The sequence below is a fragment of the Neptunomonas japonica JAMM 1380 genome (genome assembly GCF_016592555.1).
In the GTDB taxonomy this organism is placed as follows: Bacteria; Pseudomonadota; Gammaproteobacteria; order Pseudomonadales; family Balneatricaceae; genus Neptunomonas; species Neptunomonas japonica_A.
This window is the reverse complement of sequence record NZ_AP014546.1, coordinates 3,923,408-3,945,603: the sequence shown is the minus strand read 5'-3', so window position 1 is coordinate 3,945,603 and position 22,196 is coordinate 3,923,408. Positions and strand designations below refer to the sequence as shown.

Below are 22,196 nucleotides of genomic sequence, written 5' to 3'. Positions count from 1 at the left end.
TGAGAATAGGCTGATCAGATTTAATGATACAGAGAGCGATATGACAGAATCAGTGGCATTAAATGAGGCAATGGTATTTACAGATGCAGCTGCTGCAAAAGTAAAAAGCCTAATAGAAGAAGATCAGAACGATAATCTTAAGCTTCGTGTTTTTATTACGGGCGGCGGTTGTTCTGGCTTCTCTTATGGTTTTACGTTTGATGAAGAGACCGCAGAGGACGATACCCAAATAGAGAACCAGGGTGTCCTTATGGTTGTTGATCCCATGAGCTTACAGTACCTAGAAGGGTCTGTAGTTGATTATCAAGAAGGTTTACAGGGTTCGCAGTTTAAAATTGAAAACCCGAACGCAACAACGACTTGTGGTTGTGGTTCATCATTTTCGATCTAATGTAGTATGAGTTTAAGCACAGTGCTAGCTGTGCTTACTTTTATCTCATCTACTATGCTTGATAAATCCCACCTAATATTCGCTCTTGAGCAGCGCCTGTCACGCTTGGTAAGTTCCCGGGTAGGTGTTTAATTGTTTGATGAGCTAACCAGCCAAATGCCGCCGCTTCAACCCAGTCTGGGTGTAAGCCTAGCTCTTCTGTTGTACCTATATGTGAATGTTTAACCAGCGAGGATAGTCTGGCCGTTAATACGTTGTTATGCACACCGCCACCGCAAATATAAAGCTCAGGCTTTGTTAGGTTTTCGGCGTTAATGGCAGCAGCGATAGACTGAGCGGTTAGTTCTAACAATGTGGCTTGAATATCAACGGCTGAAACGTGCTGGTGGCTGTTGTGGATAACCTGTTCTAGCCAGTCAAGGTGAAATTGCTCTCTTCCAGTGCTCTTGGGTGGGGCTTCCGTAAAGAAGGGTAAGCTGAGTAATTGTTGTAGCAGCTCTTGGTTTACTTGGCCCGAAGCTGCCCACTGGCCCGCTTTATCGTAACTAGTGCCGTAATGTTTATTAATCCACGCATCTAATAATATATTTCCAGGCCCAGTGTCATAACCTGTCACCGCTTTTGAATTATCGGCAGGCAGTAACGTAATGTTGGACATGCCGCCAATATTTAAAATGATTCGGTTTTTATCTGCCGAACGAAACACATTATTATGAAAAGCAGGTACCAAAGGAGCGCCTTGCCCACCTGCAGCAATATCTCTTCTTCTAAAATCCGCAGTAACCGTGAGCTTGGTGGTTTCAGCGATTGTGTTGGGATCGCCTATTTGTAAGGTGAAACCGGCTTCAGGGCGATGGCGAACCGTTTGCCCATGACATCCCACCGCTACTATTTGGCGAGTATCAAAGGGTGCTGACTGTAAAAACTGATTGATGCTATCGGCAAATAAGTGCCCCAGCTCTATATCAAGTCGGCCTAATTTCTCGATCTCATTATCAGCAGGCTGAGTTAGTCCTAAAATATCTTGGCGAACCTTCTCTGGAATAGTGAAGCACTGCGCTTTGATAAAGCTAAGTTTCTCATCAATACGAACAGCAGCGACATCAATACCGTCTAAGCTGGTACCCGACATAACGCCTATATAAATATCTGCTTTCATAAATACTAATTCGCTCTGGCGTATAGAGTCGCAGCGTAAGTTTTAAATTGGTTTTTCATTTGGCTGGCAACTTCTCCAAAGGCGACTAGCTCTTTTTTAGGAACCGGTGACGCATGCGGGAATTTAACCGTCATTGGATTTTTGTGAGCGCCGTTTACACGAAACTCATAATGCAGATGTGGGCCTGTAGCTAGCCCAGATTTACCAACATAACCAATAGCTTGTCCCTGTTTTACGCGGCTGCCCTTTTTCAATTTCTTATTATACTTAGACATATGAGCGTATAACGTAGTGATATTGCTGCCGTGCTGAATAATGATGGTACGACCATAGCCGCCCTTGTTGCCTTTCCAGATGACTTTACCATCACCTGACGCTTTGATCGGTGTGCCTGTGGATGCGGCGTAGTCGACACCTTTGTGAGCACGTATTTTGTTCAGTACAGGATGTTTTCTAGAAAGGTTAAAACGTGAGCTAACACGGGCAAAGTTAATAGGCATGCGTAGGAATGCCTTACGCATGCTATGGCCATCAGGTGTGTAGTAGCTGCTGCTTCCTTCTGAGTCGGTATAACGAATAGCGGTAAGGTTTTCACCATTATTAATAAACTGAGCCGCGACGATATGACCATCGCTAATTTTCTTCCCGTCTAGGAATTGCTCATTATAAATAATACGAAAGCTATCGCCTTTGCGGATGTCTTGCGAGAAGTCGATATCCCAGCCATAAATCGATGCGAACTGCATAATCATATTATTCGATAAGCCAGCGCGTTCTGCGTCTACGAATAAAGATCCTTCAATAACACCCTCTATATAATGCTCTTTAGTAACAGGCGTGCGCTCGATCGTATTAACAGCAAACTTATTATCGATTAATTCAATGAGAAGGGTTTTTAATGGGCTGATTTCATACTTTAGTTTTTTGAGGCTGGCTTCTTCAATCAGAAAGGCAAGTGACTCGCCAGGGTAGAGCCGGCTGAGTTCGTTATCATGTTTGGTAGCTTGGCTGATATTGTAAACATCGCGAGCGTTTAGACCAGCGCGCTTAAAGAGCGACGTTAGGTTATCGTTCTTTTGAACAGTGTAAGAGATCCAGTTTTCAGTAGGTTGAAGGAGTGCTGTCGTTACGTCGGTTTCTGGTGCTGGAGTAAAGGTTGCTGCATCGCGCTGGTTCTCTGGTAGCGATGATGTTGGGCGGGCTAGGTCCAGTACAATACTTTTACGTACTCTTTGTGACGTTTGGTCAACGCTGCCTGCATGGGTAGTATTTGTAGAAGTTTGAACTGTTTGTAAGTTGCTCTTTGTCGCAGAGACTTCTTCAGAAGGCAAAAGAAGTAGCGTGATACTTAGAATAACGCCGCAAATACTGATGGCTGCAAGGTGTACGGTTGGGAAGCGGCCTTTGATCTGTTGTAAAAAGTTTGGCATGGCTCAGTTCTCACGATCCATTTATTAATCAGTGAATATAAAACAGTAATATACGATATTTTCTTAAAGTAGTATCGGCTGAAAAGTCAAAATATTGACATTGGTAATTGAAATTTGTTCAAAACTCACGCTATGGGTAGAATGTCGCATCAATTGAGTGCCGTATTAACATTTAACAAGGTAATGACCCGACATGAGTGAGTTAACACTGTTACAGGATTTTAAAGCGAGAGGCCTTATAGCGCAGATGACCAGCGAAGAGGAGCTTGAGAATCATTTAAATGAGAACAGTGTGACGCTTTATTGTGGCTTTGACCCAACGGCAGACAGTCTTCATATTGGTAGCTTAGTTCCATTGTTAACTTTGAAACGTTTCCAGCAGTATGGCCATAAGCCATTAGCGCTGGTTGGTGGAGCGACAGGTTTAATAGGTGATCCGAGTTTTAAGGCTCAAGAGCGTAAGTTAAACGACGATGAAACGGTAGCTGGCTGGGTTGATAAGCTTAAAGAACAGGTAAGCGCGTTTATTGATTTTGACTGTGGTGATAACAGTGCCGCTGTTGTTAATAACTTAGATTGGACGCGGGGCCTAGATGTACTGGCTTTTTTGCGTGATGTCGGTAAGCACTTTTCTGTTAACCAGATGATAGCAAAAGAGTCTGTTAAGCAGCGTATTGACCGTGACGGCGATGGCATCTCTTTTACAGAGTTTACTTACATGATTCTGCAGTCGTTTGACTTTCAGCAGCTCAACAAAAGTCATGAGTGCACATTGCAAATCGGTGGTTCAGACCAGTGGGGTAACATTACTGGCGGTACTGAGCTAACGCGACGTATGAATGGCAATCGTGCTTATGGTATGACGCTACCATTGGTGACTAAGTCTGACGGTACTAAGTTTGGTAAAACTGAATCCGGTACTATCTGGTTATCTGCTTCAAAAACATCTCCTTATGCCTTCTATCAATTCTGGCTACAAGTTGCTGATGCTGATGCGTATCAGTTCTTGAAATACTTCACTTTTTTAAGTGTTTCAGAAATTGATCAGATAGAAGCAGATGATAAAGAGCGCCAAGGTCGCCCTGAAGCACAAGCTATATTGGCGAGTGAAGTAACAAGGCTGGTTCATAAAGAAGAAGGCCTTGTTGCTGCGCAGCGTATTACCGACGCACTGTTTAGTGGCAACTTAACGGATTTAAGCGAAGGGGACTTTGAGCAGTTGAAGCAAGATGGTTTGCCTTCATCGGCACTTGACCTTGAAGCGCTAGAAGGTGGCTTGCTAACATCTTTGTTGTCTGATGCAGATATGGGTAACGGTAAGCAAGTAAAGGATGCTTTGCAGCGTAATGCCGTTAATGTGAATGGTGTTGCTATAGGTTTGGATAGCAACAATAAAGGAGCAGAGGTTTTTGCACGCTCTGCCAGTCTTCATCAAAAATACTTCCTTGTTAAGTTAGGCAAGAAAAAGCACCACTTGTTCTACGTATAAGAAAAGACTTATTGGCTAGGGTATTCGAATGTCCTGTTAAATAGTTAATCAAAGGCGCCCTTGTGGCGCCTTTGTTGTTTTTTAGCTTTATTTCCCCTAAAAGTGACTTTTTTTAGGCTAGGGTGTTGACTCCTTTTGGGGTGTCTGTAGAATGCGCACCTCTTCCCAAGGATGCCGCCAAAAAGGCGGGTTGAGATGAGAAGGTGCTGGTTTTTAACTCTTTGATAATTAACATCTTTTCAAGGATTTTAGATCAGTAGTTGGAGTCGAGCTTTGCAGCCAAATGAGTTTCAGAAAGTTGCAAAATAAAGGTTGACACCAGCGAGGCGTTCGGTAGAATATGCGCCTCACTTGAACGACACGTTCAAGCGCTCTTTAACAGATTGGTCAGATAATTCGTGTGGGCGCTTGTCAGGACGAAGCTACAAAAGCTTTATCAGGATAAGCAACCTAGCGAACAGAATGAAACATACGTTTTATAAAGTTTTTTAGTTAGCAAAACCTGAGCTAGATTTAGGTAGTTGTTAATACTCCGGTATTGATAAATTACCAATGATTTTAAACTGAAGAGTTTGATCATGGCTCAGATTGAACGCTGGCGGCAGGCTTAACACATGCAAGTCGAGCGGTAACAGAGAGTAGCTTGCTACTTTGCTGACGAGCGGCGGACGGGTGAGTAACGCGTAGGAATCTGCCTGGTAGTGGGGGATAGCCCAGAGAAATTTGGATTAATACCGCATACGCCCTACGGGGGAAAGGAGGGGATCTTCGGACCTTTCGCTATCAGATGAGCCTGCGTGAGATTAGCTTGTTGGTGAGGTAAAGGCTCACCAAGGCGACGATCTCTAGCTGGTCTGAGAGGATGATCAGCCACACTGGGACTGAGACACGGCCCAGACTCCTACGGGAGGCAGCAGTGGGGAATATTGCACAATGGGGGAAACCCTGATGCAGCCATGCCGCGTGTGTGAAGAAGGCCTTCGGGTTGTAAAGCACTTTCAGTTGTGAGGAAAGGGTGTTACTTAATACGTAACATCTGTGACGTTAGCAACAGAAGAAGGACCGGCTAACTCCGTGCCAGCAGCCGCGGTAATACGGAGGGTCCGAGCGTTAATCGGAATTACTGGGCGTAAAGCGCGCGTAGGCGGCTTGGTCAGTCAGATGTGAAAGCCCCGGGCTCAACCTGGGAATTGCACCTGATACTGCCAAGCTAGAGTACAGAAGAGGGTGGTGGAATTTCCTGTGTAGCGGTGAAATGCGTAGATATAGGAAGGAACATCAGTGGCGAAGGCGGCCACCTGGTCTGATACTGACGCTGAGGTGCGAAAGCGTGGGGAGCAAACAGGATTAGATACCCTGGTAGTCCACGCCGTAAACGATGTCAACTAGCCGTTGGGGAACTTGATTCTTTAGTGGCGCAGCTAACGCGATAAGTTGACCGCCTGGGGAGTACGGTCGCAAGATTAAAACTCAAATGAATTGACGGGGGCCCGCACAAGCGGTGGAGCATGTGGTTTAATTCGAAGCAACGCGAAGAACCTTACCTACTCTTGACATCCAGAGAACTCGCTAGAGATAGCTTGGTGCCTTCGGGAACTCTGAGACAGGTGCTGCATGGCTGTCGTCAGCTCGTGTTGTGAAATGTTGGGTTAAGTCCCGTAACGAGCGCAACCCTTGTCCTTATTTGCCAGCACGTAATGGTGGGAACTCTAAGGAGACTGCCGGTGACAAACCGGAGGAAGGTGGGGACGACGTCAAGTCATCATGGCCCTTACGAGTAGGGCTACACACGTGCTACAATGGCCGGTACAGAGGGCTGCAAACCTGCGAAGGTAAGCTAATCTCACAAAACCGGTCGTAGTCCGGATCGGAGTCTGCAACTCGACTCCGTGAAGTCGGAATCGCTAGTAATCGTGGATCAGAATGCCACGGTGAATACGTTCCCGGGCCTTGTACACACCGCCCGTCACACCATGGGAGTGGATTGCACCAGAAGTAGATAGTCTAACCTTCGGGGGGACGTTTACCACGGTGTGGTTCATGACTGGGGTGAAGTCGTAACAAGGTAGCCGTAGGGGAACCTGCGGCTGGATCACCTCCTTAAACGATAAGCCGAGTTCTGGCACAGCGTTCACACGAATTATCTGACCGAAGTAAAGAGAGCAAACGAGTGACTTGGTGTCTGCCAAGTGACCGCTGCGATAGGCTTGTAGCTCAGCTGGTTAGAGCGCACCCCTGATAAGGGTGAGGTCGGTGGTTCAAGTCCACTCAGGCCTACCAATTTCACGATTGGTCAAGAAATCGATAGTGTGTCAATACTCACAATAATGGGGCTATAGCTCAGCTGGGAGAGCGCCTGCCTTGCACGCAGGAGGTCTGCGGTTCGATCCCGCATAGCTCCACCATTACTACAAAGTTTTAAATATTATATTTAAGAGAGTTTTATTATCTTTTGAGTGTAGCATTTAAAGCTTTTTGCTTTAAACGCTCTTTAACAATGTGGATTTGATGAAAGAAAGTCTTGTTTAAACACAAGCGCCAAAAGTAATTTTATCGTTACGAGAACATGTTTCTTGCCAGACGCCTTCGGGTTATATGGTCAAGTGACAAAGCGTGCACGGTGGATGCCTTGGCAGTCAGAGGCGATGAAAGACGTTGTAACCTGCGATAAGGTGAGGGGAGCTGGTAAACAAGCTTTGATCCTCACATTTCTGAATGGGGAAACCCACTCTATTTATAGAGTATCTTTACACTGAATACATAGGTGTTTAGAGGCGAACCCGGGGAACTGAAACATCTAAGTACCCGGAGGAAAAGAAATCAACCGAGATTCCCTAAGTAGCGGCGAGCGAACGGGGAACAGCCCTTAAGTTGAGATGTGGTTAGCAGAACACACTGGAAAGTGTGGCCGTAGTGGGTGATAGCCCCGTATGCGAAAACCTATTTTCAATGAAATCGAGTAGGACGGGACACGTGATATCCTGTCTGAATATGGGGGGACCATCCTCCAAGGCTAAATACTCCTGACTGACCGATAGTGAACCAGTACCGTGAGGGAAAGGCGAAAAGAACCCCTGTGAGGGGAGTGAAATAGATCCTGAAACCGTGTACGTACAAGCAGTGGGAGCGGTCCTTGAGACCGTGACTGCGTACCTTTTGTATAATGGGTCAGCGACTTAATTTCAGTAGCAAGCTTAACCGTTTAGGGGAGGCGTAGGGAAACCGAGTCTTAATAGGGCGTATAGTTGCTGGGATTAGACCCGAAACCGAGCGATCTATCCATGGGCAGGTTGAAGGTTGAGTAACATCAACTGGAGGACCGAACCGACTGTCGTTGAAAAGCCAGCGGATGACCTGTGGATCGGAGTGAAAGGCTAATCAAGCTCGGAGATAGCTGGTTCTCCTCGAAAGCTATTTAGGTAGCGCCTCGTGTCTCACCATTGGGGGTAGAGCACTGTTTCGGCTAGGGGGTCATCCCGACTTACCAACCCGATGCAAACTCCGAATACCAATGAGTGCAATCACGGGAGACACACGGCGGGTGCTAACGTCCGTCGTGAAAAGGGAAACAACCCAGACCGCCAGCTAAGGTCCCAAAGTTCTAGTTAAGTGGGAAACGATGTGGGAAGGCTTAGACAGCTAGGAGGTTGGCTTAGAAGCAGCCACCCTTTAAAGAAAGCGTAATAGCTCACTAGTCGAGTCGGCCTGCGCGGAAGATATAACGGGGCTAAAACTAGACACCGAAGCTGCGGATGCCATTTATGGCATGGTAGAGGAGCGTTCTGTAAGCCGTTGAAGCGGAAGCCGGGAGGCACCGTGGAGGTATCAGAAGTGCGAATGCTGACATGAGTAACGATAAGGGAGGTGAAAAACCTCCCCGCCGGAAGACCAAGGGTTCCTGTCCAACGCTATTCGAGGCAGGGTGAGTCGGCCCCTAAGGCGAGGCAGAGATGCGTAGTCGATGGGAAACGGGTTAATATTCCCGTACTGGTTATAACTGCGATGGAGGGACGGAGAAGGCTAGGCAAGCGCGGCGTTGGTTGTCCGCGTTTAAGGTAGTAGGTTTAGAGCTTAGGTAAATCCGGGCTCTTATAAGACTGAGAACCGATGACGAGGTCCCTTGAGGACTGAAGTTGTTGATGCCATGCTTCCAGGAAAAGCTTCTAAGCTTCAGGTTATAACGAACCGTACCCCAAACCGACACAGGTGGTCAGGTAGAGAATACTAAGGCGCATGAGAGAACTCGGGTGAAGGAACTAGGCAAAATGGTGCCGTAACTTCGGGAGAAGGCACGCTGCTGGCGGTGATGAGCTTTACGCTCTAAGCTGCTGGCAGTCGAAGATACCAGGTGGCTGCGACTGTTTATTAAAAACATAGCACTCTGCAAACACGAAAGTGGACGTATAGGGTGTGACGCCTGCCCGGTGCCGGAAGGTTAATTGATGGGGTTAGCTTCGGCGAAGCTCTTGATCGAAGCCCCGGTAAACGGCGGCCGTAACTATAACGGTCCTAAGGTAGCGAAATTCCTTGTCGGGTAAGTTCCGACCTGCACGAATGGCGTAACGATGGCCACACTGTCTCCACCCGAGACTCAGTGAAATTGAAATCGCTGTGAAGATGCAGCGTACCCGCGGCTAGACGGAAAGACCCCGTGAACCTTTACTATAGCTTCACAGTGGACTTTGACATTACTTGTGTAGGATAGCTGGGAGGCTTTGAAGCATGGTCGCTAGATCGTGTGGAGCCAATCTTGAAATACCAGCCTGGTACTGTTGAGGTTCTAACTCTGTTCCCTAATCGGGATCGAGGACATTGTGTGGTGGGTAGTTTGACTGGGGCGGTCTCCTCCCAAAGAGTAACGGAGGAGCACGAAGGTACCCTCAGCATGGTCGGAAATCATGCATTGAGTGCAAGCGCATAAGGGTGCTTAACTGCGAGACAGACACGTCGAGCAGGTACGAAAGTAGGTGCTAGTGATCCGGTGGTTCTGTATGGAAGGGCCATCGCTCAACGGATAAAAGGTACTCCGGGGATAACAGGCTGATTCCTCCCAAGAGTTCACATCGACGGGGGAGTTTGGCACCTCGATGTCGGCTCATCACATCCTGGGGCTGAAGCCGGTCCCAAGGGTATGGCTGTTCGCCATTTAAAGTGGTACGCGAGCTGGGTTTAGAACGTCGTGAGACAGTTCGGTCCCTATCTGCCGTGGGCGTTTGAGATTTGAGAAGAGTTGCTCCTAGTACGAGAGGACCGGAGTGAACGAACCTCTGGTGTTCCGGTTGTCACGCCAGTGGCATTGCCGGGTAGCTACGTTCGGACGGGATAACCGCTGAAAGCATCTAAGCGGGAAGCCCCCTTCAAGATGAGATCTCGCTGGGAACTTGATTCCCCTAAAGAGCCGTTTAAGACTAAGACGTTGATAGGCTGGGTGTGGAAGCGCTGCGAGGCGTTGAGCTAACCAGTACTAATTGCTCGTGAGGCTTGACCATATAACGCCAAAGGCGTGTGGGAAGCATGTAGTAAAGATAAGATTACAGAGTAGTGCTTGTGAATAGACCAAGACAAAGAAAAGCCTTCATCAAATCCATGTTGTGACAGTTTATGCTTGGCGACCATAGCGAAATGGAACCACCTGATCCCATCCCGAACTCAGAAGTGAAACGTTTTAGCGCCGATGGTAGTGTGGGGTCTCCCCATGTGAGAGTAGGTCATCGCCAAGCTTTTAATAGAGAACCCTGATCACTTCGTGATCAGGGTTTTTTTATGCCTGCGATTTAAGAGTTCGAAGGGGTTTTGCTGCGATGCGTCAATGGTCATTAAGTTGTCACCAAAAAGTAACGGTGTTGACTTGCATACTAAGTATTTTGTCCTATATTGCATTGCAGCATAATAATCTTTTTGGAGTAGAGAAAATGAGTATCCCTTTTTCTTTAGAAGGTAAGCGTGGCATCGTGTTGGGTATTGCTAATCGTCATTCTATTGCATACGGGTGTGCGGAAGTATTGAGCGAATTAGGTGCTGAGCTTTGTATTACCTATCTGAATGAAAAATCTAAACCATTTGTTGCCCCCCTTGCCGAAAAATTATCTACAGCGTTATTTCTTCCTTGTGATGTAAGTAAAGCGGGTGAGCTGGAAGCTGTGTTTAAAGAAGCAGAAAAGCAATGGGGTACAATAGACTTTGTTGTCCACTCTATTGCTTGGTCGCCATTGGATGAGTTGCACGGCCGCTTAGTGGACTCTTCGTCGCAAGGCTTTGGGATGGCCATGGATATTTCTTGTCATTCATTTATTCGTACGGCGCGTTTGTCTGAAGCGTTAATGAAGGATAATGGTGGGACATTGATTACAATGACTTATTACGGCTCAGAGAAGGTCGTAGACCATTATGGCATGATGGGGCCGGTTAAAGCGGCTTTGGAGAGCTCTGTACGCTATATGGCATCTGAGCTTGGGGAAAGTGGAATAAGGGTGCACTCCGTGTCACCAGGCCCTATGCCGACACGTGCTGGTTCGGGTATTACCGACTTTGATGGTTTGATGGATGATGCTGTGACTCGCTCACCTTTACATCGTTTAGGTAGCCCTGATGATGTTGGACGTTTAACGGCGTTCTTAATTAGTGATTGGGCTTCTAGTCAGACAGGGAGTCAGCTATTTGTCGATGCAGGTCACCATATAATGGCGTAAGGTGTCCTAATGTTTTTAAAGGTCTCTCATGAGGCCTTTTTTATTGCCTTTTATTTATTATTTTGCTTTTTGTGTAGTCACTGAAATTGTTGCTAATTATTTCTGCGTAAGACACAAAAAAGCCCTGCATTTAACTGCAAGGCTTAATTGATGGTGCCCGGAGGCGGAATCGAACCACCGACACGAGGATTTTCAATCCTCTGCTCTACCGACTGAGCTATCCGGGCATCAGAAGAGGTGCGTATTCAATCATTTAGCGCTCTTTATATCAAGCTTATTCTCTATTTTTCTATTTAATTCAGCTAGCTAAATAGGTTATGTCGCCTAAACTATTATGAATATGTGCCGTTATATATAAAATGGGCTTTTACTTACGGTTTAATATTTTATTATCTGTCAGCTGTGATGCAGTATTGATGTAGAAAGGGGTGGCTGATTTGCTTAGGTTCAGGAAAAAGAATAACAAAGCAAAAGGTTTGGTTGCGGCTCATATCTCACATGAGGGTGTAGCTGTTGCATCAGTGTCTTTGGCGGGTAAGCTGAGAAAGTTATCTAATGTTGCGTTTCTGTCGGTTAACGATCCTCTAACTCATTCTCAGTCTGTTGCAGCAGAAATATTGAACTTAGGTTTAGAAGGCAGCCGTTGCTCTTTGGTATTGTCAGCAGGTGAATACCAGTTGTTGTTAGTTGAGGCTCCAGAAGTACCTAAAGAAGAGTTGAAAGAAGCTCTGTTGTGGCGTGTTAAAGACCTCATTGAATATTCGACTGATGATGCCATTATTGATTTTATTGAGCTTCCTGAAGACGCCTTTAAAGGACGAGGGAAGATGCTTTACGTCGTGGCTGCTGACCGAAATTTAGTTGAAAAGCGGACTGCTTGGCTGGAGAGCATTCATCTTGAACCTGCTTGTATTGATGTCCCAGAATTAGCTTTGTTGAATATCGCCGAAGACCTCTGTGAAGTAGAGGCCGGTACCGCTATTTTGTATCTCAATGAACAGCAAAGCATTATCAATATGATGTCGCTGAGCAGTTTATATCTATCAAGGGCTTTGTCTTACAGTCATAGCTCTCAAATAGACAATGCTGTTTTAGATTTACAACGCTCTATGGATTATTTTGAAAGCCAAATAGGTAAACCGCCCTGTTTGAGGATTGTTGTAATGCCTTTGCAAGTCGGTGAGACACCTCTGATGATGGAACTTAGAGATAATCTTGGTGCGGATGTTCAGTCGCTGGATTTAGGTGATGTAATTGAATCCGAGACTCCCTTAACTATTGACCTCCAGCAGCGGTGTTTTTTATCGATTGCTGCGGCGTTACGTAATGAGGGAGCTAAATAAGCCATGAAGCAAAGAATTAACCTGCTACCACCGAAACCCAAAGTTGAGCGTGATTTATTATGCTTTAGTTCTGTGCTTATGGGTTTGGCTGGCGTGCTTATGGTGTGCTCTGTTATTACTGGGTTGTTGTGGTACGACACTGAACAAACAGAAGAGAAACTCAATGGATTAGTACAGCAAGAAAAGTCGCATCAAAGTAAATTGCAGGATTTAGAATCTTTGCGGAGTCAGCGTACGCCAGATCCAGAACTCATGGGATATCGTGATTTGCTGAAGCAAACTGTTTTATCTAAAAAGCGTTTATCAAATCTTTTACAAACGGTTCAGCCGGAACATCGACAAGGCTTTTCTGAGGGGTTGCTGGCTTTTTCAAATAGCACGCCTGATAAAGTCTGGCTCACAGCATTTAAGATGACATCAGGCTCCTTGATATTAGACTTAACGGGTGAAAGCTCAGATACATCGAAAATTCCTCTCTTTTTAAGATCATTAGCTCAACAAGAGTTCTTTAAAAGCATGCGTTTTGCTGAATTAGAAACAGAACGCAAAAACGATCAAGCTTACATTTTCAATGCTCATGGCGTTATTACCGGGAGCACATATGATTAATATAATGGCTGCAAAGTTTAATGCTTTGAATAAGCGTGAACGAATGCTGGTATCGATAACCTTAGCCGTTATCGTTGTGATGCTTTTTTTTGTGGCTGCTATTGAGCCTTTGGTGAAAAAATCATCAAAACTGGACACTCAAGTTGAACAAAAAGAGCACAGAATAAATGGCTATAATGTTGAGATCACCGCGTTCACTCAAGCATTGGCTGCCGACCCCTCCGCAGCAGTAAAACAAGAAGTGGCAAGTTTGGAAAAGTCAGATAAGCATGTGACGGCTCTTTTGCAGCAACGCTCAGTGCATTTGATGGATCCTGTGCAAATGAGCCAAGTCCTAGAAACTGTTCTTCAAGATAAGCAGGGTATTACATTAAAGCGGCTCGCCTCTCTTCCTCTAAAGCCTCTTGAATTATCTGAAGAGGTTGAGAGTCGCGTTGATGATACTGAAGCGACGTCAACGGCTGCGGTTTATTCTCATGGCTTTGAAGTAGTATTGCAGGGGCGTTATTCCGATATTTATGATTATTTACGTCGGCTTGAAGGGCTTTCTTCATCGTTTTTCTGGGATTCTCTGGAGTATGAGGTATCAGTATACCCCAACTCTGAAGTAACTTTACAAGTACATACCTTAAGTGCGGTAGAGGGGTGGCTGGGTGGCTAAATATATAAGTATTGTTCTACTGCTTTGCTCTGGTTGGGTGTTGGCGGCTTCTGGTATAAAAGACCCGACACAGCCTTATCAGTCTCAGCATGTGCCTGTTTTACAAGAAGCGGGTAAAAAATCTGTATTTAGTGTGACCTCGATTTTAAAGAAGAAAAAAACCGCATGGGCCATTATCAATGGCGCAAAAGCTTCTGTTGGTGAGCGTATAGAGGGAGCTAAAATTATGCGTATCGCTTATGACAAAGTATTGCTAGATGTTGGAGGTAGCCGACGTTGGATTCCTCTTTCTAAGAAATCAGGGCTGAAGAAAAGCCGGTAATGTAATAAGGTTTGCAGATGAAGTATATGCATAAACATCTAGTTTTGATTGTTGCTGGATTACTAGTAGGATGCCAGTCGATAGGGCACGTAACACAAGAGCTACCAAAGCAAGAATCTGAAAAGATTCTTCAGGCTGCATTAGCCGAAACTAGTAGAACTAATACCGCTATATCACTACCTGCACTACCCTCTTTGGCTCCATTACGCTTGGACGACTTAGCAAAAGTCGAGGAGGAGCGTTTTGACGTCTCTGCTCAGCAGCTATCAGCCAGAACTTTCTTTATGGGGTTGGTAGAAGGCTCTCCTTACAACATGATTGTTCATGAAGGAATTAGTGGTGATATTTCGCTGCAGCTTAAGGATGTGACAGTTGCTGAAGTGATGAAAGCGGTGCGTGATGTTTATGGCTATGAATATAAGCGCATGGGTAATTTGTACCAAGTGCTTCCTGCGGTTCTTGAAACGCAAATTTATCAAGTGAATTATCTTGATGTGCAGCGTGATGGGCAATCACAAACGTCCGTAAGCGCAGGCTCTGTCAGCAATGCTGGCAGCAGTTCTTCTGGTGGCAACAGTTCTTCGAGTGATAATGATAGCTCCTCAAGTGATAGCGGCAAGGGAGCGTTAGTTGGAACTCATATCAGTACGCGTAGCAAAACAGATTTTTGGGGTGGCTTACAGACAACATTATTGACCATTATCGATAGTGATAAGGGACAAAAAGTAGTGGTTACGCCGCAAGCCGGTGTTGTGGTTGTTAGGGCTTTTCCGAGTGAGCAGCAAACTGTACGTGAATACTTAGAAAAGGCAGAGCTAATTTTAGGACGCCAAGTTGTCATTGAAGCCAAAATTCTTGAAGTAAATTTGAATAATGGTTTTCAAGCGGGTATTGATTGGGCGGCTGTTGGTCAAATTAACTCGAAAAACACAGTCGGGTTTGGCCAAAGTGCCGAGCGAATCATTAATCCCGATGGTATTGGTGGCGTTTTTAGCGCTGCTTTGAGGTTGAATGACTTCACGGCATTAATCGATTTACTTGGAACTCAAGGGAATGTGCAGGTGTTATCTAGCCCTCGAGTATCTACAATGAATAACCAAAAAGCAGTGATCAAAGTAGGCTCGGATGAGTTTTTCGTGACTGAGATCGAAAGCACGACAACGACCGGAACAGCGACAACGACAACGCCATCGGTTGAGTTAACCCCCTTCTTTTCAGGTATTGCATTGGATGTGACACCACAAATCAGTGCTGAGAATGAAATTATTCTGCATATTCATCCTTCGGTTAGTGAAGTTGAAGATCAGCAAAAGTTAATCAGTGTCGGTGCTGAACAGTTTAATATTCCGCTTGCCTTGAGCTCTATTCGTGAATCAGACAGCGTTGTAAAAGCCATGAGTGGCCAAGTGATCGTTATTGGTGGGCTGATGACCTCCGGTAGCAATGATACATTTGCTCAAGCACCAGGCTTGGGTGATATCCCAGGAATAGGTAAGCTTTTTCAACAGCGCAGACAAGGCTCTAATAAAAGCGAGCTGGTTATTTTGTTAAGACCGGTGATTGCTAACTCGGCTGGTTGGCAGCAAGAGTTACAACGTAGCCTTGATGGCTTCCAATCATTGAAACAGCGTTAATTTAAACTCAGCACATAAGTGGTGGATTAGATACCTATGTACATTGATCACTTTGGGATGCGTGAACTACCGTTTACATTAACACCGAATACGCATTTCTTTTTGCAGTTGCCCACGCACCAAGAAGCTCTAAATTTATTGTTAGTCGCGTTAGGTAGCGGTGATGGCTTTATAAAAGTGGTAGGTGAAGTCGGCACAGGCAAAACAATGCTGTGCCGTACATTGCTTAATACATTAGAAGAAGAGCCATGTGTTACAGCGTATATTCCAAACCCTTATTTAAGCCCTGAAGCATTGCGACATAATTTTGCATTGGAAATTGGAATTGATAATGCTCTGGAGCTTAAAGATTTTGAATTGGCTAATCAGATTAACTTGCGCCTGCTCGAAATAGCTAAGGAGGGTAAGTACACCGTATTGATTGTCGATGAAGCGCAAGCTATGCCAGAAGAGACAATTGAAGCGCTGCGTTTATTAACCAATCTTGAAACAGAGTCAGAAAAACTGTTTCAAGTGGTGTTGTTCGGGCAACCAGAGCTTGATCAAATACTCGGGCGTGTATCGTTAAGGCAATTACTCCAGCGTATTACCTTTAGCTATCACTTACAGACCCTCTCAATGGAGGCCGTTAGTTCTTATTTAGAGCAACGAGCAAGAAGGGCTGGTTATGAAGGGCTTTCTCTGTTCTCTCAGCCAGCTGCACAGTTTATCGCAAAAGCATCAAGAGGCGTGCCGCGATTGGTCAATATACTGGCTCATAAGTCATTGATGAGTGCTTATGGCTTGGGTGATAGCGTCATTAAAAAGCAGCATGTGATTAGAGCAATAGAAGACACCGAAGGTGTCGATGTGCCAGCGATGGCTGGCGTTATAAAATTTTTACTAGGCTCTGCCATTCTTGCTGGGTCTGCTTGTGGATTACTGTACCTAGCGGTCATGCGAGGGCTGATATGAGCCTAGTTAATGATATGTTACGCGATTTGGATGAGCGTAAAAGAGGAGATTCAGTAAGTCATCGGTCTGTTGCAAAACCACAGCGTACAATAGGGCGTTGGATATGGATTGTTTTGGCAGCCTTAATCATCGCCGCCGTTGTGTACTTTGTCGCGGTTGAGCTTAGAGGGAAAGTGGGAGAACGTGCAAATCTGCTCTCTTGGCTAAAGCAAGAAACGCAGGCAGCGGATAGTGTAAATTCTCCCTTACCACCACTGGCCGCAAAGAGTGATGTCGTTCAAAAAGACTCTGAGGCTAATGAGACTAAGCCTGAAACCGTTACACCTGAAAAAAGCAGCCCAGCCGTTACGGATATAAGCCTTATTAACTGGACAACAAAGACTCAGACAAGCGGTTACTTAACGTTTTGGATGGGCCAGGTAAAACCGTTTGTTCTTTATGAGAAAACCGCCAACAGTCTCGACATTGCGATTGACGAGTCAAAGCTAGTGACTGGGTTACCGGACATGGATTCTTTGCTTCTCTCTGCGGTTGAAATTGTTGCAGAAGAGGGTAAAAGCCGTTTTAAACTCATTGCTAGCAGCCCAGTTGAGTTCAAAACGCAACTCAAGCAGAACCCTGCTCGTTTAGTGATCAGTGTGCTTGCTCCTAATGATCCCTCATCAAATACGGTTGTGAGTACCCAGAAGGCTGTCGTTGAGGAGGCGCCCGCTACTCCTGAATCAGCTGCTATTAAATCGGTAGCAAAGCCGTCTGATGAGAGTCCTGTTGATACTCCTGAATTAGTCAATTCTCATGTTGAGTCTGTAGCTGCGGCCATACCAGCTCAATCCGAAGGGCAATGGCGAAAGTCCCTCAATACATTACCGACCGATAGCTCAACGGTGCGAAGTGCGCGGCGCTTACTCAGCCAGCAGCGCACTGAAGAAGCAGTGAGTCTATTAACAGACTATATTGAAAAAGCTCCGGCTTCTCTGCAAAGCCAGTATTTGCTGGTTCAGTTATACCTTGCGACTGAGCGTTACTCTCGTGCGACAGAGCTTTTAGAAAAAGCACCCAATAACTTGTCATGGTCTCTTCTTAAAGCTCGATCCTTATTGCAACAGGGCCAAGCAAATGAAGCTATACGTATATTAGAACAATACCCTGATGGTCAAAGCCGAGAAGATTATCTCGACTTGCTTGCATCGGGTTACCAGCAAGTTGGTCAGCATGGTGCTGCTGTGGCGCGTTACTTGAGCCTGTTGGGTCTAAACTCTCAGGAAGCGCGTTGGTGGATTAACTTAGGTGTTTCGTTAGAGCATCTTGGGCAGAACTCAAAAGCGTTAGATGCTTACCAAACAGCCTTACAGATTCCTAATCTGGATCGGTCATTAAAGCAGTATGCAAGGCAGCAATCACAGCGGTTACTGCAACTACAATAAGAAGGGTTACGCGGCATGGCATCACCAAAGATGAAAATTCGCATTGGCGATCTGATGGTTCAGGATGGTGTAATTACTGAACAGCAGTTGATGGATGCATTGGCCCGCCAGAAAGAAACTCGGCAAAAGCTTGGGCGCACTCTTATATCGCTTGGTTATGTTGATGAGCAACAGTTTTTGGAGTTTCTTGCGCAGCAGTTGAGTGTTCCGTTGGTAGAGTTGTCCCATTACAATTTTAATCAGCAAGATGTGTTACGCCTTTCTGAAACGCATGCACGGCGTTTTCGCTCTATTGTTCTCAAAGAAAACCCTGACCACTTTCTCGTGGGGATGTCGGATCCGCTGGATATATTTGCTTTTGATGAGCTGCAGCGCCTATTGCCCAAAACGATCGAACTAGCTGTTGTTGCTGAAAGCCAGCTCTTGCAAACGCTTGACCTCATGTACCGTCGCACCAACGATATTGATTCCTTAGCGGACCAGTTGAGTGAGGATATCGTTGAAGACAGTTTTGACCTGTCACGATTAACAGCCACCGATGAGATGGATGCCCCGGTCGTACGATTGCTCAAAAGCCTGTTTGAAGATGCGGTACAAGTAGGTGCATCGGATATACATATTGAACCGGACGAGCATGTGTTACGTATTCGCCAGCGTGTTGATGGTGTGTTACATGAGCAGGTTTTAAAAGAAACACGCATAGCATCTGTATTGGTATTGCGCCTGAAGTTAATGGCTGAACTTAATATTTCTGAAAAGCGCTTGCCTCAAGACGGGCGTTTTAATATTACTGTCAAAAATCATAATGTTGATGTGCGTATATCAACACTGCCGATTCAACATGGAGAGTCGGTGGTTATGCGCTTGCTCGATCAAAGTGCAGGTATGATTGGTTTGGATAAAGCGGGTTTGCCAGCTAACTTATTGGCTAGAATGCGCAGAATTATCCACGAGCCTCATGGCTTGTTGTTAGTTACAGGGCCAACCGGTAGTGGTAAAACAACTACGTTATACGGCGCATTGAATGAGCTGAATGATGCCTCTAAAAAGATCATTACAGTGGAAGACCCCGTCGAGTATCGGCTTTCACGAGTGAACCAGGTGCAGGTACACCCACAGATCGGTTTAACCTTTTCAAAAGTATTACGTTCTTGCCTACGACAGGACCCGGATATTCTATTAGTAGGAGAGATTCGCGACCTTGAAACCGCAGATATCGCTATGCGAGCAGCGATGACGGGGCACTTTGTCCTTTCTACCTTACATACCAATGATGCTATCTCCAGTGCTATGCGTTTAGTTGATATCGGTGTGGAAGGCTACTTGGCAGGTACCGCATTGCGCGGAATCCTCGCCCAGCGGTTAGTACGGCGTGTTTGTGTGAACTGCAAAGGTAGCTATGCTCCTAATGTACAAGAGCAGGTTTGGCTAGATATCAAAGCCGAAGAGCTAGGTTCCCCCGCGATAGAACTCCAACAGGGTAAAGGTTGTACCTATTGCAACAACACTGGATATAAAGGCCGTATTGGTATATTTGAACTGCTAGAAATTAACGATAGCATGGCCGATGCATTACGCCGTAACGATAACTCAGCGTTTGCCAAAGCAGCCAGAGAGAGTGACGGATATCAGCCGCTGGTTATTAGTGCGCTTGCATTGGCGGCAAAAGGTATTACCTCATTAGAAGAGGTGTTCAGGGTAACTGAGCAGCTGGATGAATCTGCTTATATCGATACAACAGAACCTCCCCAAGTTGATAATCATCTGGAGCTGGAGTAGGTATGGCATCGTTTCAGTATTCAGGGCGTCATGCAGATGGCTCTGCCGCATCAGGTCGAGTCGAAGCGCTAAGTAAAGCGGCGGTGGCCTCTCAGTTGCTGGATCAAGGCATCACGCCGGTGAAAGTTGAGTTAACAGCGCCGAGTGAGGATGACAAAAAGTCTAGTAAAGCGGGCCAAATACGTTTGTTTGAGCGGGTAACACTGGATGAGCTGATTATGTTTAGCCGCCAAATGGCGAGTTTAACACGTGCCGGTGTGCCTATTACCAGTGGTATGCGTGGTTTAGCAAACACCATCCGAAACCCGCTATTGGAAAGCACGCTCAATACAGTTGCAGATGATTTAGAGCGCGGAAATTCGCTATCAACTACGCTGAATAAACACCCTAAGTTGTTTAGCGATTTGTATGTCAGCATGATCCATGTAGGTGAGAATACCGGGCAATTAGATCAAGCCTTTAGCCAGATGGCATCCTATCTTGATCTTGAGCGAAAAACAGCGCGCAGTATTAAACAAGCGACCCGCTACCCTATGTTTGTTATGGCGGCCATTGCGATTGCTTTGGGCGTGATAAATGTTTTTGTTATTCCTGCTTTTAAGTCGGTGTTTGAAAGCTTTGGCGGTGAAATGCCGTGGCAAACACGTGTGCTTATTGCTATTTCTGACTTTACCGTGGACTGGTGGCATCTTATTTTGGGGGGCTTGTTGTTGTTGGGGTATCTGTTTGTTCGTTGGAAAAAAACAGAAGATGGACGGCGAAAATGGGATCGAATTAAATTACGTTTTCCGTTAGTGGGTGGGATTTTTTATCGAGCCATCTTAGGGCGTTTTGCGCGTACTTTTAGTGTGGTATTAAAAGCCGGTATTCCCATTGAGCAAGGCTTGTCTATTGTTTCCCGTGCAATGGGTAACCTGTATGTCGGTGAGAAAGTTGCGGACATGCGCAAAGGTATCGAACGTGGCGAAGGCTTTACCGCGACAGCCCACCGTACCGGCATGTTTAGCCCATTGGTGATGCAGATGTTAGCCGTAGGAGAAGAAACCGGGCGAGTCGATGAGATGTTGGCAGATGTGGCTGACTTTTATGAAGAAGAGGTCGAATATGATCTGCAGAACCTTTCGAGTGTTATTGAGCCTATTTTAATCGTGGCGATTGGCATGATGGTATTGGTTCTTGCGCTGGGTGTATTCCTTCCTTTATGGGAATTGAGTTCGACGATAAATGGCTAACCGCAAACGGCAAAAGGGTTTCACTTTACTTGAGCTGGTTATCAGTATGTTGGTCATTGTTATCTTATACGGTGTGTTATCCACTCGTTTAGGGCGTGTAGCAGAATCAGCAGAGAGAGCGGCGGTTTATGGAGTGCTTGGCCAAGTTCGGCAGCAATTAAACCTACGCTTGGCTAAGTTTTATATTGACGGTTCACCCAGTAAGGCTAAAGCGCTCATCAATGAAAACCCTTTTAGTTGGATCTCACCTCCGCCTAGCCAGTATGCAGGAGAAGTTAACGACGTTGCAGAAGTGCTGGTTAAAGGCCGCTGGTACTTTGATACAGCTACTAAACAGCTGGTATATCGAGTGAAACGAAATAATAAGTTAAAAATTGAGGGTGGTGAGCAGCGAAATCTCAAATTTGTGCTTAAATTAAGTGGTAATGCAGCCGATACCCAACAAAAGAGAGCTGTTTATAGTATTAAGATTCAAACGGTTAGGCCGTTTGTTTGGAACATTTGAGCATTTTAAGAAGTATGGCGATGCCCGCCAAGTAAAAAACGGAGTGGCAATAATGAAGCGACAGGCTGGTTTTACAATTATCGAATTGGTAGTGGTTATCGCGCTACTGGGTATTTTGGCAGCGGTGGCGTTACCACGCTTTATTGATGTGACGGATGATGCACATCGTGCTGCTGTACAAGGCTCTGCTGGAGGTTTAGGTGCAGCAGTTGTGTTGGCTAAAGCTCAGGCCGTTGTCGATAATGTTGCGGCAGCAGGTACGGTTAGTCTTGATGGTGTGGATGTTACTGTGAATGCTAAGCGCTATCCTGTTTCCACAACGGCAGCAAACGTAACCGTTAGTGCTGCTAACTGTGTTAATGTGTGGGGTGCTGTTTTACAGGGCAGTGCGCCAACGGTGGCAACAACAGGTACCGGATTTGATTATATCGTGACAGCATCAGGTACAGTTTGTACTTATACTTATCAAAAAGACTCAGTTAATACTCGCAGTATTGCTTATGATACAAACAATGGTGAAGTAACCACGGTTAACCCTAGTACATAAAAGCCAGCTGGCGTGATGGTGGTTTTAA

At 45.8% G+C, this 22,196-nt stretch carries 16 protein-coding genes, 3 tRNA genes and 3 rRNA genes; 19 read left to right on the top strand and 3 right to left on the bottom strand.

The window, feature by feature from the left end:
- Positions 1 to 40 precede the first annotated feature (40 nt).
- Positions 41 to 391, top strand: a complete 351-nt coding sequence (gene erpA / locus NEJAP_RS18630) for an iron-sulfur cluster insertion protein ErpA (RefSeq protein WP_028470805.1) — start codon at positions 41 to 43, stop codon at positions 389 to 391.
- 52 nt (positions 392 to 443) lie between these two features.
- Here the strand turns inward: erpA and NEJAP_RS18625 are convergent, their stop codons facing one another.
- Positions 444 to 1,550, bottom strand: a complete 1,107-nt coding sequence (locus tag NEJAP_RS18625; protein WP_201348589.1) for an anhydro-N-acetylmuramic acid kinase — start codon at positions 1,548 to 1,550, stop codon at positions 444 to 446.
- 5 nt (positions 1,551 to 1,555) lie between these two features.
- Entirely contained in the window at positions 1,556 to 2,980 is a 1,425-nt protein-coding gene (locus tag NEJAP_RS18620) for a peptidoglycan DD-metalloendopeptidase family protein (RefSeq protein WP_201348588.1), read from the bottom strand.
- A 193-nt stretch (positions 2,981 to 3,173) separates the two neighbouring features.
- On the opposite strand from NEJAP_RS18620, the gene tyrS reads away from it, so the two are divergent.
- The 7 genes from tyrS to fabI all read left to right on the top strand — a co-directional run bounded on the left by tyrS (position 3,174) and on the right by fabI (position 11,158).
- Positions 3,174 to 4,469 (top strand): tyrosine--tRNA ligase, encoded by a 1,296-nt coding sequence (gene tyrS, locus NEJAP_RS18615; RefSeq protein ID WP_201348587.1) that lies wholly within the window; start codon positions 3,174 to 3,176, stop codon positions 4,467 to 4,469.
- Between the two features lie 560 nt (positions 4,470 to 5,029).
- Positions 5,030 to 6,572: ribosomal RNA gene (locus NEJAP_RS18610) — 16S ribosomal RNA — on the top strand.
- Positions 6,573 to 6,672: 100 nt separating this feature from the next.
- Positions 6,673 to 6,749: transfer RNA gene (locus NEJAP_RS18605), tRNA-Ile, on the top strand.
- A gap of 49 nt (positions 6,750 to 6,798) precedes the next feature.
- Positions 6,799 to 6,874, top strand: a tRNA-Ala gene (locus NEJAP_RS18600).
- A gap of 192 nt (positions 6,875 to 7,066) precedes the next feature.
- Positions 7,067 to 9,958 (top strand): 23S ribosomal RNA (locus NEJAP_RS18595).
- A 115-nt stretch (positions 9,959 to 10,073) separates the two neighbouring features.
- Positions 10,074 to 10,189, top strand: a 5S ribosomal RNA gene (gene rrf / locus NEJAP_RS18590).
- The 16S, 23S and 5S rRNA genes sit together here with 2 tRNA genes alongside, the layout of an rRNA operon.
- A gap of 192 nt (positions 10,190 to 10,381) precedes the next feature.
- A complete protein-coding gene (gene fabI, locus NEJAP_RS18585) occupies positions 10,382 to 11,158 on the top strand; it encodes an enoyl-ACP reductase FabI (protein ID WP_201348586.1) in 777 nt (258 codons plus the stop codon).
- A 151-nt stretch (positions 11,159 to 11,309) separates the two neighbouring features.
- Here the strand turns inward: fabI and NEJAP_RS18580 are convergent.
- Positions 11,310 to 11,385: transfer RNA gene (locus tag NEJAP_RS18580), tRNA-Phe, on the bottom strand.
- A 210-nt stretch (positions 11,386 to 11,595) separates the two neighbouring features.
- Here NEJAP_RS18580 and NEJAP_RS18575 point away from each other — a divergent pair.
- From NEJAP_RS18575 to NEJAP_RS18525, 11 genes are read left to right on the top strand one after another with little or no spacing between them, the layout of a single operon-like run.
- Positions 11,596 to 12,501 (top strand): hypothetical protein, encoded by a 906-nt coding sequence (locus NEJAP_RS18575; RefSeq protein WP_201348585.1) that lies wholly within the window; start codon positions 11,596 to 11,598, stop codon positions 12,499 to 12,501.
- Between the two features lie 3 nt (positions 12,502 to 12,504).
- Positions 12,505 to 13,110: a PilN domain-containing protein gene (locus NEJAP_RS18570; protein ID WP_201348584.1), complete on the top strand. Its 606-nt coding sequence runs from the start codon at positions 12,505 to 12,507 to the stop codon at positions 13,108 to 13,110.
- Positions 13,103 to 13,771 carry a hypothetical protein gene (locus tag NEJAP_RS18565; RefSeq protein ID WP_201348583.1) on the top strand — a complete coding sequence of 223 codons (669 nt, stop codon included), beginning with the start codon at positions 13,103 to 13,105 and terminating at the stop codon, positions 13,769 to 13,771. The genes NEJAP_RS18570 and NEJAP_RS18565 overlap by 8 nt, the downstream gene beginning before the upstream one ends.
- A complete protein-coding gene (locus NEJAP_RS18560; RefSeq protein WP_201348582.1) occupies positions 13,764 to 14,093 on the top strand; it encodes a hypothetical protein in 330 nt (109 codons plus the stop codon). The genes NEJAP_RS18565 and NEJAP_RS18560 overlap by 8 nt, the downstream gene beginning before the upstream one ends.
- Before the next feature lie 26 nt (positions 14,094 to 14,119).
- A complete protein-coding gene (mshL, locus tag NEJAP_RS18555) occupies positions 14,120 to 15,727 on the top strand; it encodes a pilus (MSHA type) biogenesis protein MshL (protein WP_236590995.1) in 1,608 nt (535 codons plus the stop codon).
- Positions 15,728 to 15,763: 36 nt separating this feature from the next.
- Positions 15,764 to 16,681, top strand: a complete 918-nt coding sequence (locus NEJAP_RS18550) for an ExeA family protein (RefSeq protein ID WP_201348580.1) — start codon at positions 15,764 to 15,766, stop codon at positions 16,679 to 16,681.
- Positions 16,678 to 18,105 carry a tetratricopeptide repeat protein gene (locus NEJAP_RS18545; RefSeq protein ID WP_201348579.1) on the top strand — a complete coding sequence of 476 codons (1,428 nt, stop codon included), beginning with the start codon at positions 16,678 to 16,680 and terminating at the stop codon, positions 18,103 to 18,105. Before NEJAP_RS18550 ends, NEJAP_RS18545 begins: the two co-directional genes overlap by 4 nt.
- Positions 18,106 to 18,120: 15 nt before the next feature.
- Complete coding sequence (locus NEJAP_RS18540) at positions 18,121 to 19,884, top strand: GspE/PulE family protein (RefSeq protein WP_201348578.1); 1,764 nt, start codon at positions 18,121 to 18,123, stop codon at positions 19,882 to 19,884.
- Positions 19,885 to 19,886: 2 nt separating this feature from the next.
- The gene (locus NEJAP_RS18535) at positions 19,887 to 21,116 is read left to right on the top strand and encodes a type II secretion system F family protein (protein ID WP_201348577.1); all 1,230 of its coding nucleotides are present in this window, start codon (positions 19,887 to 19,889) and stop codon (positions 21,114 to 21,116) included.
- Positions 21,109 to 21,621, top strand: coding sequence for a type II secretion system protein (locus tag NEJAP_RS18530; protein ID WP_201348576.1), 513 nt, complete (start codon positions 21,109 to 21,111; stop codon positions 21,619 to 21,621). The genes NEJAP_RS18535 and NEJAP_RS18530 overlap by 8 nt, the downstream gene beginning before the upstream one ends.
- A gap of 52 nt (positions 21,622 to 21,673) precedes the next feature.
- On the top strand, positions 21,674 to 22,168 hold the full coding sequence (locus NEJAP_RS18525) for a type II secretion system protein (protein WP_201348575.1): 495 nt from the start codon (positions 21,674 to 21,676) through the stop codon (positions 22,166 to 22,168).
- Positions 22,169 to 22,196: the final 28 nt, after the last annotated feature.

What these genes read in the sequence shown, in the direction of transcription:
- erpA (WP_028470805.1), top strand. Translation starts at nt 41, where the DNA reads ATGACAGAATCAGTGGCATTAAATGAGGCAATGGTATTTACAGATGCA.
- NEJAP_RS18625 (WP_201348589.1), bottom strand. Translation starts at nt 1,550, where the DNA reads ATGAAAGCAGATATTTATATAGGCGTTATGTCGGGTACCAGCTTAGAC.
- NEJAP_RS18620 (WP_201348588.1), bottom strand. Translation starts at nt 2,980, where the DNA reads ATGCCAAACTTTTTACAACAGATCAAAGGCCGCTTCCCAACCGTACAC.
- tyrS (WP_201348587.1), top strand. Translation starts at nt 3,174, where the DNA reads ATGAGTGAGTTAACACTGTTACAGGATTTTAAAGCGAGAGGCCTTATA.
- fabI (WP_201348586.1), top strand. Translation starts at nt 10,382, where the DNA reads ATGAGTATCCCTTTTTCTTTAGAAGGTAAGCGTGGCATCGTGTTGGGT.
- NEJAP_RS18570 (WP_201348584.1), top strand. Translation starts at nt 12,505, where the DNA reads ATGAAGCAAAGAATTAACCTGCTACCACCGAAACCCAAAGTTGAGCGT.
- NEJAP_RS18565 (WP_201348583.1), top strand. Translation starts at nt 13,103, where the DNA reads ATGATTAATATAATGGCTGCAAAGTTTAATGCTTTGAATAAGCGTGAA.
- mshL (WP_236590995.1), top strand. Translation starts at nt 14,120, where the DNA reads ATGCATAAACATCTAGTTTTGATTGTTGCTGGATTACTAGTAGGATGC.
- NEJAP_RS18550 (WP_201348580.1), top strand. Translation starts at nt 15,764, where the DNA reads ATGTACATTGATCACTTTGGGATGCGTGAACTACCGTTTACATTAACA.
- NEJAP_RS18545 (WP_201348579.1), top strand. Translation starts at nt 16,678, where the DNA reads ATGAGCCTAGTTAATGATATGTTACGCGATTTGGATGAGCGTAAAAGA.
- NEJAP_RS18540 (WP_201348578.1), top strand. Translation starts at nt 18,121, where the DNA reads ATGGCATCACCAAAGATGAAAATTCGCATTGGCGATCTGATGGTTCAG.
- NEJAP_RS18535 (WP_201348577.1), top strand. Translation starts at nt 19,887, where the DNA reads ATGGCATCGTTTCAGTATTCAGGGCGTCATGCAGATGGCTCTGCCGCA.
- NEJAP_RS18530 (WP_201348576.1), top strand. Translation starts at nt 21,109, where the DNA reads ATGGCTAACCGCAAACGGCAAAAGGGTTTCACTTTACTTGAGCTGGTT.
- NEJAP_RS18525 (WP_201348575.1), top strand. Translation starts at nt 21,674, where the DNA reads ATGAAGCGACAGGCTGGTTTTACAATTATCGAATTGGTAGTGGTTATC.